The organism is Streptomyces cyaneus, assembly GCF_004028635.1.
GTDB lineage: Bacteria > Actinomycetota > Actinomycetes > Streptomycetales > Streptomycetaceae > Streptomyces > Streptomyces cyaneus.
Genome location: NZ_RQJW01000005.1, coordinates 1 through 13,247, shown reverse-complemented (window position 1 = coordinate 13,247; position 13,247 = coordinate 1). Strand labels below are relative to the sequence as shown.

The 13,247-nt window shown below is 69.9% G+C and carries 10 protein-coding genes; 7 read left to right on the top strand and 3 right to left on the bottom strand.

Translation table 11 applies throughout. The features are described 5' to 3' along the window. The first annotated feature begins 377 nt into the window (after nt 1-377). From EHO50_RS18595 to EHO50_RS18580, 4 genes are all read left to right on the top strand, one after another. Nucleotides 378-548, top strand: a complete 171-nt coding sequence (locus tag EHO50_RS18595; protein ID WP_007382472.1) for a Trm112 family protein — start codon at nt 378-380, stop codon at nt 546-548. A gap of 460 nt (nt 549-1,008) precedes the next feature. Then, nucleotides 1,009-2,136 (top strand): SIS domain-containing protein, encoded by a 1,128-nt coding sequence (locus tag EHO50_RS18590; protein WP_128431311.1) that lies wholly within the window; start codon nt 1,009-1,011, stop codon nt 2,134-2,136. A gap of 128 nt (nt 2,137-2,264) precedes the next feature. Next, nucleotides 2,265-3,416 carry a mannose-6-phosphate isomerase, class I gene (gene manA / locus EHO50_RS18585; RefSeq protein WP_128431310.1) on the top strand — a complete coding sequence of 384 codons (1,152 nt, stop codon included), beginning with the start codon at nt 2,265-2,267 and terminating at the stop codon, nt 3,414-3,416. A gap of 208 nt (nt 3,417-3,624) precedes the next feature. Beyond that, nucleotides 3,625-4,605: a cation diffusion facilitator family transporter gene (locus tag EHO50_RS18580; RefSeq protein WP_128431309.1), complete on the top strand. Its 981-nt coding sequence runs from the start codon at nt 3,625-3,627 to the stop codon at nt 4,603-4,605. 79 nt (nt 4,606-4,684) lie between these two features. Here EHO50_RS18580 and lepB read toward each other — a convergent pair whose 3' ends face one another. Together lepB and EHO50_RS18570 are read right to left on the bottom strand one after the other, a co-directional pair. Then, nucleotides 4,685-5,368 (bottom strand): signal peptidase I, encoded by a 684-nt coding sequence (lepB, locus tag EHO50_RS18575; RefSeq protein WP_128431308.1) that lies wholly within the window; start codon nt 5,366-5,368, stop codon nt 4,685-4,687. Nucleotides 5,369-5,533: 165 nt separating this feature from the next. Then, nucleotides 5,534-7,657: a fructose-specific PTS transporter subunit EIIC gene (locus EHO50_RS18570; RefSeq protein ID WP_128431307.1), complete on the bottom strand. Its 2,124-nt coding sequence runs from the start codon at nt 7,655-7,657 to the stop codon at nt 5,534-5,536. A gap of 505 nt (nt 7,658-8,162) precedes the next feature. On the opposite strand from EHO50_RS18570, the gene ahcY reads away from it, so the two are divergent. Together ahcY and EHO50_RS18560 are read left to right on the top strand one after the other, a co-directional pair. Continuing rightward, nucleotides 8,163-9,620, top strand: coding sequence for an adenosylhomocysteinase (gene ahcY / locus EHO50_RS18565; protein WP_128431306.1), 1,458 nt, complete (start codon nt 8,163-8,165; stop codon nt 9,618-9,620). Nucleotides 9,621-9,884: 264 nt separating this feature from the next. Then, the gene (locus tag EHO50_RS18560; RefSeq protein WP_128431305.1) at nt 9,885-10,499 is read left to right on the top strand and encodes a hypothetical protein; all 615 of its coding nucleotides are present in this window, start codon (nt 9,885-9,887) and stop codon (nt 10,497-10,499) included. A gap of 151 nt (nt 10,500-10,650) precedes the next feature. Here EHO50_RS18560 and EHO50_RS18555 read toward each other — a convergent pair whose 3' ends face one another. Next, nucleotides 10,651-11,691, bottom strand: coding sequence for an RDD family protein (locus EHO50_RS18555; RefSeq protein ID WP_128431304.1), 1,041 nt, complete (start codon nt 11,689-11,691; stop codon nt 10,651-10,653). A 130-nt stretch (nt 11,692-11,821) separates the two neighbouring features. On the opposite strand from EHO50_RS18555, the gene EHO50_RS18550 reads away from it, so the two are divergent. Then, nucleotides 11,822-12,829 carry a stage II sporulation protein M gene (locus tag EHO50_RS18550; RefSeq protein WP_128431303.1) on the top strand — a complete coding sequence of 336 codons (1,008 nt, stop codon included), beginning with the start codon at nt 11,822-11,824 and terminating at the stop codon, nt 12,827-12,829. Nucleotides 12,830-13,247: the final 418 nt, after the last annotated feature.

Genomic DNA, 13,247 nt, shown 5'->3' with positions numbered 1-13,247 from the left:
CGGCGTTCGAGGACGAGGCCATTGCCATCCCGAACCCCCACCCACCCGCTGGGGGCTTCGCTTCTCAACGCCGGCCCAGGCACTCCAGCCCGTCCGGCGTTTGAGGACGAGGCCCCTTCAGGGCCGAAGCGGGGGTCTGGGGGCGGCAGCCCCCAGGACGGCGGGGTCGAAGGGGCGGCAGCCCCTGGAGGACGGGACGGGTAGGGGCGGCGGGGGCGAGAACATCCCGACGCGTACCCCCACGCCCCACCCCCCCACCGCCCCCGCCCACCTCTCCCCGCCCAACCCCGGCACCCCGCCCCCACCGGCGGTACGCTGACCAGGCACATCCGCACACCCGCACGTACCGCACACACCCACCCCAGAAGGGACCCCTCATGCCGCTGGAAGCCGGCCTCCTGGAGATCCTCGCCTGCCCGGCCTGCCACGCCCCCCTGAAGGAGCAGGACACCGAGCTGATCTGCACCGGCCAGGACTGCGGCTTGGCGTACCCCGTCCGCGACGGCATCCCCGTTCTGCTCGTCGACGAGGCCCGCCGCCCCGCGTAAGGCGACGGCACGGCCACCGGCCCCAAGACGCCCGGTCACCGTCCAAGACCAAGACGACCACCGACGTACGGATAACCGACCACCGGCATGAGCCACCGCCGCCCGGCGTACGGACCTACAGCTACCCGCAACCGGACCGCACACCACCGGCACAGAGAAACCCGCCCACCGGCACCCGCCGCCCCCCCCCCGCCACCAGCGACCGGCAACGGACAGCAGACAACGAGCACCAGGCACCGGGGCACCGCGCACCGGCACAAAAACACACGGCGCCCGCATAAAGACCCCCCGCCCGCGCCAAGACAAACAAAGACACCCCGCGGACACCCCGCGCCCGAGCAAAGCCCCCGGCGAACACAACCGCGCAGGAAACACGGCCGCAGGAAGTACCAAGTACCCCCGCAGAAGTACCCCCGCAGGACAAAGCCCCAGACGACCCGGCGATCGGAGGCTGCCGCCCATGCTCGACGAATCGCTGCTGGACACGCCGGAGGCCCTCGCAGAGGCCGACCGCCGTGCCCTGCTGCGCGGCGCGGCCGAAGCCGGCGCCCGCGTCCGCACCGCCGCCCGGCACGCCGCCGAGGCCGGCGTCCACGACCTCAAACCCGACGGCCGTCCCCGCGCCATCCTCATCGCGGGCCCCGGCGCAGCCGCCATCTGCGTCGCCGACCTGCTCGGCACGCTCGCCGGCGTCACCAGCCCCGTCACCCGACTGGCCCCGGCCGGTGTCGCCCCCGCCGCGGGCGCCCTGCGATGGGAGCTGCCCGGCTGGGCCGGCTCCGTGGACCTGCTGCTGATCACCACCCCCGACGGATCCGAGCCGGGCCTGTCCCTGCTCGCCGAGCAGGCCTACCGCCGCGGCTGCACGGTCGTCGCCGTGGCCCCGGCCGGCTCCCCGCTCACCGAAGCGGTGCACAACAACCACGGCCTGTTCGTGCCGATGGCAACCGCCCCGTACGAGCCGGTCGAACCCTTCGCGGCCTCCGCCCCCGGCGTCCTGTGGGCGCTGCTCACCCCGCTCCTGGCGCTCCTCGACCGCACCGGCATGATCACCGCCCCGCCCGAGGCTCTCGAGAAGGTCGCCGACCGCCTCGACCACATCGCCGAGCGCTGCGGCCCCGCCATCGCGACCTACAGCAACCCCGCCAAGACGCTGGCCGCCGAACTCGCCGACACGCTCCCGTTGATCTGGACCGAGGGAGTCTCCGCCGGCCCGGCCGGCCGCCGTTTCGCCGCCGCGCTCGCCGAGCTCTCCGGGCATCCCGCGCTCGTCGCGGAGCTGCCCGAGGCACTCGCCTCGCACAACGCCCTGCTCGCCGGCACGCTCGCGGGGAGCGCCGACCCCGACGACTTCTTCCGCGACCGCGTGGAGGAGGCACCGGCTCTGCACGCGCGCGTGGTGCTGCTGCGCGACCGCCCGCTCGGCGGCCTCACCGCCGCGCCCGCCGCCCGGGACCTGGCCCTCAGCCATGACACGCCGATCAGCGAACTGGAGCCGGAGCCCGGCGGCGAACTCGAGACCCTCGCGGAACTGATCGCCATCACGGATTTCGCCGCCGTTTACCTGGCGCTCGCCTCGGGAGCCTGATCTGTCTCAGGACGCCCTGACCGCCGTACGCGCAAGGAACCACTAGTCGTACACAAGGCGAACCCGCGTCCTACCGATGAGACCCGAAACGACCCGGCGTCACGCACAGAGAGCAGGCAGAAAACCGCATGGACCGCCTCGACAACACCATCCGCCCCTACGCCTGGGGTTCTACCACCGCGATCCCGAAGCTCCTCGGCGTCGAGCCGACCGGCGAACCGCAGGCGGAGATGTGGATGGGCGCGCACCCGGGCGCACCCTCGCGCACCGAGCGCGGGACGCTCGTCGAGGTCATCGAGGCCGACCCGGAGCGGGAGCTGGGCGCCACGGCGGTGGCGAAGTTCGGCCCCCGCCTGCCCTTCCTCCTCAAGATCCTCGCCGCCGGCGCTCCGCTCTCCCTCCAGGTGCACCCCAACCTGGCGCAGGCGAAGGGGGGTTACGAGGACGAGGAGCGCCGCAACATCCCCGTGGACGCCGGCCACCGCAACTACAAGGACGCCAACCACAAGCCCGAACTGATCTGCGCGCTCACCGAGTTCGACGGCCTGTGCGGCTTCCGCGCCCCGCTCCAGGCCGCCGACCTGCTCGACGGCCTCGGCGTCGACTCCCTCAAGCCGTACGTCGACCTGCTGCACGCGCATCCCGAGGACGCGGCGCTGCGTGAGGTCCTCACCGCCGTCCTCACCGCCGACCCGGACGAGATGGCCCACACCGTCGCCGAGGCCGCGGCCGCCTGCTCCCGCCTCGGTGGCGACTACGCCCCGTACGCCGACATCGCCCACCACTACCCCGGCGACCCCGGCGTCATCGCCGCGATGCTCCTCAACTCCGTACGCCTCCAGCCCGGCGAGGCCCTGTTCCTCGGCGCCGGCATCCCGCACGCCTACCTCAACGGCCTCGGCGTAGAGATCATGGCCAACTCCGACAACGTCCTGCGCTGCGGCCTGACCCCCAAGCACGTCGACGTCCCCGAACTCCTGCGCATCGTCCGCTTCGAGGCCGCCGACCCCGGCGTGCTGCGCCCGGAAGCTGCCCCGGACGGCGAGGAGGTCTACGAGACCCCGATCGAAGAGTTCCGGCTGTCCCGCTACGTCCTCCCGGAGGGCACCACCGCGCACGACCTCACGCGCGCGACCCCGCAGATCCTGCTCTGCACGGCGGGTTCGGTCCGCGCGGGAGAACACGAGCTGACCCCCGGTCAGTCCGTCTTCGTACCGGCGGGCGAAAAGGCCGAAGTGTCCGGGGCCGGTACGGTCTTCCGCGCCACGGTCGTGGCCTGACCGAGAGCCGTCCGACGACCCGGCGCACCGTTGTCGGACCGGGCTGCAACAATGGCCCACCGGCAAAGGACGGGCAAAGCCGCTCGGGGGCCGCACGCTTCCGTCGGCGACGCCTGGACTGCGTACGTACGAAGGCCGTGATGGCTACGACGGCCGTGAAGGCTACGACAGCCGCGAAGGCTACGAAAGCGAAGGGACAACGCGACACATGAGCGCGTCAGGCGGTACCAAGGCGATCGTGGCGGCACTCGCCGCCAATCTCGCGATCGCGGCATCGAAATTCGTGGCGTTCGCGTTCAGCGGCTCGTCGTCGATGCTCGCCGAGGGCGTGCACTCGCTCGCCGACTCCGGCAACCAGGCCCTGCTGCTGGTGGGCGGCAAGAAGGCCCAGCGCGAGGCGACCCCGCAGCACCCCTTCGGCTACGGCCGCGAGCGCTACATCTACGCCTTCCTCGTCTCGATCATCCTGTTCTCGGTCGGCGGCATGTTCGCCCTCTACGAGGGCTACGAGAAGATCAAGCACCCGCACGAGATCGAGCACTGGTACTGGCCGGTCGGCGTCCTCGTCTTCGCGATCATCGCCGAGACCTTCTCCTTCCGCACGGCCATCAAGGAGTCCAACTCCCTGCGCGGAACGAAGTCCTGGAAGGAGTTCGTCCGCCACGCCAAGGCCCCCGAGCTGCCCGTCGTCCTCCTGGAGGACCTCGGCGCACTGGTCGGTCTGGTCCTCGCCCTCGGCGGCGTCGGCCTGGCCCTGATCACCGGCGACGGCGTCTGGGACGGCATCGGCACCATCTGCATCGGCATCCTGCTCGTCCTGATCGCCATCGTCCTGGCCGTCGAGACCAAGTCGCTGCTGCTCGGTGAGGCCGCGGGCGTCGAGGACGTCCAGAAGATCGAGGCCGCCATCGTCGACGGCGACACGGTCACCCGCATCATCCACATGCGCACGCTCCACCTCGGCCCCGAGGAGCTCCTGGTCGCCGCCAAGATCGCCGTCCAGCACGAGGACACGGCCACCGAGGTCGCCTCCGCCATCAACGCCGCCGAGGCCCGCATCCGCGACGCCGTCCCGATCGCCCGCGTGATCTACCTCGAGCCCGACATCTACAGCGAGACCGAGGCGGCCAAGGGCCCCGACCGCGACGCGACGCCCGGGGGACCGGCACCGCACGGCGCCGGACACTGACGGCCCACCCATGCCGAAGGGGCCCGCCGGAATTCCGGCAGGCCCCTTGGTCTTCTGCTCTTCGCCCGGGACCGCGTCCTCAGACCTGCACAGCCCACGGCGGTGGGGGCGGCATCATGGCCCGCGCCTTCCGCCGTACGACCATTGCGGCGATCCCCAGACCGATCCCGACCAGCACCAACAACACCCCGAGCATCATCGCCGTCCCCAGTAGCGCCGGCATGGTGTAGTCGTCGATCACGCGCCCTCGGATCGCGGACTCCGGAAGTGTCCCGCCGTGGTCGTCGAGGAAGGCCCGCGAGTCACGGGAATTCGCGCGGTGGTCGCCCATCAGGAACAGCCGGCCCTCGGGGACCCGCACGTCGTAGGACATGGGGTAGCCGCCATGGGCGTCCCCGCCCTTCACATACGGCTCCTCGAGCGGTTTCCCGTTCACGGTGACACGGTCGTCCGCCTCCGCTCCCGTGCAGCACGCCACACGGTCGCCGCCCACGCCGATGACCCGCTCTATCACCAGCGCGTCGAAGCCGTACCGGTCCGGCGCCGAGAGCACCACGACATCCCCGCGCTGCACCTCACTTCCGTCGATCCGCTCGTAGACGAGCCGGTCGCCCGGCCCGTACGTCGGCGTCATGCTCGTGCTCGACACGACGGAGCCACCGAAGGCGTGCCGCGCGTAGCCGAGAGCGCCCAGCCCCAACAGCAGCCCCACCAGCCCCACCACGACGGCTGCGATCCCCAGTCCCCGCCCTTTGCCCGACATCACGTTCCCCTCCACGCGGCCCATCCGCGGGCGCTGAGGGTAGCGGACGCCTGTGCACAGACTGTGCGGGCCGACACCCGACCACGGGGCCCGCGCCCGACCACGGGGCCCGCGCCGACCACAGGCGCGGACCGACCACGGGCGGGCGCGGACCCGGCCACGCGGCTACCCGACTTCGCCCAGCACCCCGAGCACGGCCGAATCGTCCGGCGCGCCCAGCAACCGCTCCCGGAACCCCGCATCCGTCAACTTCCGCGACAGCAGCGCCAGAATCCGCAGATGCTCGTCACCCGCGGCCGCTTCCGGTACGGCGATCATGAACACCAGCCTCGCCTTCGTACCGTCCAGCGAGCCCCACTCCACGCCCTCGGCGGACCGCGCGAAACCGACGACCGGCGCGGTCACCGCATCCGTCTTGGCATGCGGAATCGCGATCTCCTCCCCGAGCCCGGTCGTCCCCTGCGCCTCCCGCCGGAGCGCGGTCGCCACCAACTCGTCCACGTCCGCGACCCGGCCGGTACGCGCCAGCAGCGCGGCCATCTCCCGGATCGCGGACTCCTTGTCCTCCGCGTCGAGTTCGACCTTCACGGTCTGCTCGGTGAGATAGCCGGAGAGAACCTCGGCCGTGGCGCCCTCCGCAGCCGTAGCGGTCTTCGTACGCACGGCACCCCGCTCTGCGACGGCACCAGCACCCGGCACCCCGACGCCGGCCCCGACCAGCGCGGGCTCGAGACCTGCCGTGCCCGCACCTGTGCCCGTACCCGTACCTGTGTCCGTAGCCGCACCCGTGCCCCTACCGACGACCGCCTCCCCACGCAGCCTGCGCTCACTCAGGTCGATCAGCGCCACCGTCGTCAGCGCAGTGAGGACCGAGCCGATCACCACGGCCACGAAGAACATCGGCACGCCGCTCACCGCGCCCAGCACGGCCACGATCGGCCCGCCGTGCGGCACAGCGTCCTCGACCCCGGCGACCCCGGCGATCGCACCGGCGACCGCGCCGCCGATCATGTTGGCGGGGATGACCTGCGCGGGTCGTGCCGCGGCGAACGGGATCGCGCCCTCGGAGATGCCGAAGCAGCCCATGAACAGCGAGGCGAGCCCGGTCTCCCGCTCCTGCTCGGTGTACAGCCGCCTGCGTATCAACGTGGCCAGGCCCTGGCCGAGCGGCATGACCGGGATCGCGGCGGCACACATGCCCATGACCGTCTGGTTGCCGGTCGCGATGAGCCCGGCGCCGAACAGGAACGCCGTCTTGTTGACCGGCCCGCCCATGTCGAACGCGATCATCAGCCCGAGAATCGCACCGAGCAGGATCGCACTCGTGCCGGTCATCCCGCTGAGCCAGCTGGTCAGGTGCTCGAACACCCAGGAGATCGGCTTCCCGATGACGTAGATGAAGAACAGCCCGAGCGCCGTCGTCGCCACGATCGGGATCACGATGATCGGCATGATCGGCTGCACGAACTTCGGGACCTTGACCTTCTTGATCCACAGCACCAGATACCCGGCGAGGAACCCGGTCACGATCGCCCCGATGAAGCCCGCGCCCGCCTTGGAGTCGTACAGCGAACCCGTGTTGGCGATCCAGCCACCGATCATGCCCGGCACGAGCGCGGGCCGATCCCCGATGGCATACGCGATGTAGCCGGACAGGATCGGCACCATCAGCGTGAAGCCGATGACGCCGATGTTGTTGATGTCCATCCAGAAGGAGCCCTTCGGGATGACCAGACCGCCCGACGGGTCCGTGTGCCCGCCCAGCGAGAGCGAGATCGCGATCAGCAGCCCGCCGACCACGACGAACGGGATCATGTAACTGACCCCGTTCATCAGCGCCTTGTACCCGACGCTCCGCTCCTTGCCGCGGCCACCGCTACTGCCGCCACCGCCGGCCACCGAAGCCGCAGGTCCGGCCCCCGCCTCGTGCACGGGCGCCGACAGCACCCGCTCGATCAGCCGCTCAGGATGGTGAATGCCCTCGGCCACCCCGACACTGAGGACCCGCTTGCCCGCAAAACGGCTCAGGTCCACGTCCTTGTCCGCGGCGACGATGACGCCGTCCGCGGTTTTGACATCGTTGTCATCGAGGACGTTTTCGGCCCCGATGGATCCCTGTGTCTCCACCTTCATCTCGATACCGCGGCTCTCGGCGGCCTGCGCGAGCTTCTCAGCCGCCATGTACGTGTGAGCGATGCCGGTCGGGCACGCGGTCACCGCGAGCAGCTTCAACCGCTTCCGCTCGCCACCGCCGCTGCCCGTGGGGGGAGGGCCGGCCGGACTTGTCACGTCGATCTCCTAACGCCTTTGTCATGCGGAAACGCCGTCCCAGACATCCCGCAAGATCGATCAGATGTTCCGATTCCCTGGCATCCTGCACCACCTCACCGCAGGCTCAAAGGCGCGAAGGTCCCGCATCGTCCCGGTCTGCCGCCTCCTGTTCGCGGTTCGTTGGTGTCCTGTTATCGCTCCCGCACCCGACCTCCACCTGGACCTCCCGCCGACCCGTGAAGCCCCCTCGTACTCCCCCTGCACGGCCCCCTTCATGGCCTGATCTCTTCGGAGGCGGACTGGGGGCCGCCGGGGCTCCCGGTGTAGCTTGGGTCAGAGCCAGACGTCGCTGCTGATGGCGGTCGGGCGGTCCTGACACGGACCGACCGAGGGAGAGAGGGCCTCCGACGGACTGCGCTGCGCGTACGCGGGCATGCCTGTGTCCTCTTCGGGCACCCCTGTGTCCGCCGCCGCGCAGACCAGCCGTACCCACCCTCGACCCAACCCCGAGGAGCAGCTCGTAATGACGACTGTCGAGAACCGACAGGACTTCAAGGTCGCCGACCTCTCCCTGGCCGAGTTCGGCCGCAAGGAGATCACCCTCGCCGAGCACGAGATGCCCGGCCTGATGGCGATCCGCAAGGAGTACGCCGAGGCGCAGCCGCTGGCCGGCGCCCGCGTCACCGGCTCCCTGCACATGACCGTGCAGACCGCCGTCCTCATCGAGACCCTGGTCGCCCTGGGCGCCGAGGTCCGCTGGGCGTCCTGCAACATCTTCTCCACCCAGGACCACGCCGCCGCCGCGATCGCCGTCGGCCCGAACGGCACGCCCGACAACCCCCAGGGCATCCCGGTCTTCGCCTGGAAGGGCGAGACCCTGGAGGAGTACTGGTGGTGCACGGAGCAGGCCCTGACCTGGCCGAACACCCCCACCGGCGGCCCGAACATGATCCTGGACGACGGCGGTGACGCCACCCTCCTCGTCCACAAGGGCGTGGAGTACGAGAAGGACGGCAAGGTCCCGGACGTCGACACGGCCGAGTCCGACGAGCACCGCGTCATCCTCGAACTCCTGCACCGCACCATCACGGATGGCTCGCAGAAGTGGACCCAGCTGTCCTCCGAGATCCGCGGCGTGACCGAGGAGACCACGACCGGCGTCCACCGCCTGTACGAGATGCAGCGCGACGGCATCCTCCTTTTCCCGGCGATCAACGTCAATGACGCCGTCACCAAGTCGAAGTTCGACAACAAGTACGGCTGCCGCCACTCCCTGATCGACGGCATCAACCGCGCCACCGACGTACTGATCGGCGGCAAGACCGCGGTCGTCTGCGGCTACGGCGACGTGGGCAAGGGCTGCGCGGAGTCCCTGCGCGGACAGGGCGCCCGCGTGATCATCACCGAGATCGACCCGATCTGCGCCCTGCAGGCGGCGATGGACGGCTACCAGGTCACGACCCTCGACGAGGTCATCGACAAGGCCGACATCTTCATCACCACGACCGGCAACAAGGACATCATCATGGCCTCGGACATGGCCAAGATGAAGCACCAGGCGATCGTCGGCAACATCGGCCACTTCGACAACGAGATCGACATGGCCGGCCTCGCCAAGGTCCCGGGCATCGTCAAGGACGAGGTCAAGCCGCAGGTCCACACCTGGACCTTCCCCGACGGCAAGGTCCTCATCGTCCTGTCCGAGGGCCGCCTGCTGAACCTGGGCAACGCCACCGGTCACCCGTCCTTCGTGATGTCCAACTCCTTCGCGGACCAGACGCTGGCCCAGATCGAGCTGTTCACCAAGCCGGACGCCTACCCGACCGGTGTGTACACGCTGCCCAAGCACCTGGACGAGAAGGTCGCCCGCCTCCACCTGGACGCACTCGGCGTGAAGCTGACGACCCTCCGCCCCGAGCAGGCCGCGTACATCGGCGTCGAGGTCGAGGGCCCGTACAAGCCGGACCACTACCGGTACTGAGCCGAGCCGCTGCCGAGCCGAGTTGCTGCTGAACCGAGCCGGCGTGAGCCGGGCTTCCGGGCGATGGATTTCGCGAGGTAGCTCCCGGCGAGCGTGGGTCGGCACGGCAGCTCTCCGGCAGCGTGTCCGTGCACTGACACGCCCCTCAGCAGCAGATCCTCAGAGGCAGGCCCCCGCACCCCCGTGCCGGGGGCCTGCCCCTTTGGCCCGCATGGCCTCCCTGGCCCATGCGGCCGAACCAGCCCGTCAAGCCCCAGGACCCCGATGCCCCGCGGCCGATATTCGCTCCATGATCCGCACGATCACACCCCCCTCGCAGAAGAACACTTCCACTGCGCCCCCGGCCCTTCCGGCTGGCGCTACGTCTCCCAGCTGACCACCCCTGCGGGCGACCACAGCGGCTCCGTCGACCTCACCCTCGACGAACTCGGCCGCCCCATCCGTCTCGAACTCCACGCCGGCGGCTGGCAGGTACGCGGTGCCGCCCTCGACGGCGTCACCTGGGTCCGAACCGACCCCACCGGGGCTCACGCCACGGAAGGCAATGTGCGCGCCCATGCCTTCACCGGGATGTCCCCCGCGTTCCTCATCGCCACCACTCGTCTCCTGCGCCTCACCCCTTCCACCTCAGCAACCCGCGTCCGCCTCGTGGCCCTCACGGATCCGGTCCTCGCCCCGCGCACCGTGGACCAGTCCTGGGCCTTGGTGAACAGAGAAACACACGCCACTGACAACGCCCCCCTGACCGTGGACGAATACCAGGTCACAGCCCTGGACACGGGCGAGCAGCACGCCGTACACATCGCGGGCGACGTGGTCCTCGCGGCACCCGGCATCGAACTGGAGGACCTGGACTCGCCGCCGTCGACGTTCGCTTGACCGACGCCGGGCAGATCGGAAGTCCGGGCGGGGCAGGCAGTTGGCCGACGCGAGGAGTGAGCCAAGGCACGCGGCAGCTTCCCGCGCTCGGCTGGCCCGACTCGCGGAACTGGCGGCCCGTCCCGACGCCCCGCGCCTGGCCGTTGCGGCGCTACGCCGGTGGGACGAACCCGGTGGTGGGCCGGTCGGCCGATGGGGTCTCCTGCGACGCCGGAGCCTGCTGCTCGGCGTCCTGCGGTACAGGGGAACGATCTCCTTCGGCCTGAACGGAGGACTGAGCGCCGAGCGAAGCCGCCCCTACGCCGTAGGCGCCAGGCTGAGACGGAGCAGCGACAGGCGACATAGCCGGCGGGCCGTACGCGCCCGGCGCACCACCCCCAGGGCTCGCACCACCTGTCGCGCCGGTACCACCGGCGCCAACAGAGGCACCACCCGAAGTCGGCCCATTCCCGAACGCGCGCCGCGCCTCCCGCGCTTGCCGTTCCTGCAGAACCGCCGCGAGATACGCCGCCGGCGGCACACCCTGCGGCGCCGAAGCGCCCGTGCGCGCCGCCAGGTCCGTCGCGAGCCGCTCCGCCATGCTCCATCCGACCTGTGGGTCGAGTTGCTGCATCCGCGTCAGGTATTGGCGAATGGCCAGCCACAGCCCATCCGGAACCGCCGACAGGTCGAGCCCCGAGAACCGTCCGGCCAACCACGGCGGAGGCGGGGGAACGAAGCCCGTCCGCGCGAGAGGCACTCGTTCTCGTACGACGAGAGTCCCGGCGAACACGTCACCGAGCCGACGCCCGCGCGCGGACACCAGAGAAGCGATGACGGCGACGACGCCGAGCGTCATCAAAATCTCGATCACACCTATGAGGCCACGCACCAGAGCGTGCCGGAAGCGGATCGGTCCGCCGTCATCACGCACCACTCGCAGCCCGCACGCCAACTTCCCGAGAGAGCGCCCGTGGCTGAGCGTCTCCACCGCGATCGGCCCGCCGACCAGCAGCAGAACGAACGTCGCGATCGACAGCGCGGTCTGCGCCGCCTCGTCCAGAGAAGCGGTGGCAGCCACCACACCAATGGTCACGACGATGTAGGCGATCACGGCAACGGCCAGATCGAGCAGCACGGCCAGCGCCCTGCTGGGCAGCTTCGCAGGGCGCAACTCCAGCGCCACCGCCTCGCCCGTCACCAGCTCACTCACGCGGTCCGTCCTTCCCCTGCCCTGCCCCTGGAATGGCCAGTCTGCCAAGCTGAGGGCGCATTGCGTCGCAGTACGACAAGCTGACACCTACGACGAGTCGCCGACGAACAGCCGAGGAGCAGGAAAGCAGATGGACCTCGACGTCTTCGTCACCGCCCACCGCGCAGAGTGGGACCGCCTCGATGCTCTGCTCGGGCGCCAGCGCCGTCTCACCGGCGCCGAGGCCGACGAACTCGTCGCCCTCTATCAGCGCACAGCCACCCACCTTTCCCTGATCCAGTCCAGCGCCCCAGATCCGCAGTTGACGGGCCGGCTCAGCCAACTGGTGGCACGCGCGCGTAGCGCCGTGACAGGCACGCGACGTGCCTCCTGGCGCGATGTCACCCGCTTCCTTACCCACGGCTTCCCAGCCGCGGTCTACCGATCGCGCCACTGGTGGATACCTACGGCGCTCCTCTCCACCCTTGTCGCAGCTCTCCTGGGCTGGTGGATAGGCACGCACCCCGAGGTACAGGCCACCATCGCGGCCCCCAGGGAACTGCGCGAGCTCACCCGCCCCGGCGGCCAGTACGAGACGTACTACTCAAGCCACCCGGCGGCCTCCTTCGCGGCCCAGGTCTGGACGAACAACGCCTGGGCCGCCGCCCTGTGCCTGATCCTCGGCGTCTTCCTCGGCCTCCCGGTGCTCTGGATCCTCTTCCAGAACATGCTCAACCTCGGTGTCGGCTTCGGTCTCATGTCCTCGGCAGGACGCCTGGACACCTTCCTCGGCCTCGTCCTGCCGCACGGCCTCCTCGAACTGACCGCGGTCTTCGTCGCCGCCGGCACAGGCCTACGCCTCGGTTGGACCCTCATCGACCCGGGCCCTCGCACCCGACGCTCTGCCCTCGCCGAGGAAGGCCGAGCCGCAATCGGCATGGCGATAGGCCTCGCACTGGTCCTCTTCGTCTCCGGCGCGATCGAAGGCTTCGTCACCCCGTCGGGCCTGCCCACGTGGGCCCGCATCACCATCGGCGTCGCCGCTGAGCTGGCTTTCCTCGCATACGTCTATGTCCTCGGTGGACGTGCCGCCCGCGCCGGTGAGACAGGCGATGTTGAGGCAGCCGAGCGAAGCGCCGCCGTGCCGACGGCCGCCTGATGTGCGAACACCCCTGCTGAGCTGCTAGTCTCCTCTTCGCCCCACAAGAACCGTTGACACGGAGCGCGTGGGGAGGTAGATTCGAACAGTTGCCTGGAAGTGGACGTAGAGCCCGCCCCGGCAGAGTGAGTGTCTGTCTGCTTCAGTGGAACATCGATTCCCGAAGAAGCCCCTCCCGATGATTTCGGAAATGAGTGGCCGGCCAGTCCGGCCCGGAACTTCTGATAAAGTCGGAACCGCCGGAAAGGGAAACGCGAGAGCGGGAACCTGGAAAGCGCCGAGGAAATCGGGTCGGAAAAGGATCTGATAGAGTCGGAAACGCAAGACCGAAGGGAAGCGCCCGGAGGAAAGCCCGAGAGGGTGAGTACAAAGGAAGCGTCCGTTCCTTGAGAACTCAACAGCGTGCCAAAAATCAACG

What these genes read in the sequence shown, in the direction of transcription:
- EHO50_RS18580 (WP_128431309.1), top strand. Translation starts at nt 3,625, where the DNA reads ATGAGCGCGTCAGGCGGTACCAAGGCGATCGTGGCGGCACTCGCCGCC.
- EHO50_RS18590 (WP_128431311.1), top strand. Translation starts at nt 1,009, where the DNA reads ATGCTCGACGAATCGCTGCTGGACACGCCGGAGGCCCTCGCAGAGGCC.
- manA (WP_128431310.1), top strand. Translation starts at nt 2,265, where the DNA reads ATGGACCGCCTCGACAACACCATCCGCCCCTACGCCTGGGGTTCTACC.
- lepB (WP_128431308.1), bottom strand. Translation starts at nt 5,368, where the DNA reads ATGTCGGGCAAAGGGCGGGGACTGGGGATCGCAGCCGTCGTGGTGGGG.
- EHO50_RS18560 (WP_128431305.1), top strand. Translation starts at nt 9,885, where the DNA reads ATGCCCCGCGGCCGATATTCGCTCCATGATCCGCACGATCACACCCCC.
- EHO50_RS18595 (WP_007382472.1), top strand. Translation starts at nt 378, where the DNA reads ATGCCGCTGGAAGCCGGCCTCCTGGAGATCCTCGCCTGCCCGGCCTGC.
- EHO50_RS18550 (WP_128431303.1), top strand. Translation starts at nt 11,822, where the DNA reads ATGGACCTCGACGTCTTCGTCACCGCCCACCGCGCAGAGTGGGACCGC.
- ahcY (WP_128431306.1), top strand. Translation starts at nt 8,163, where the DNA reads ATGACGACTGTCGAGAACCGACAGGACTTCAAGGTCGCCGACCTCTCC.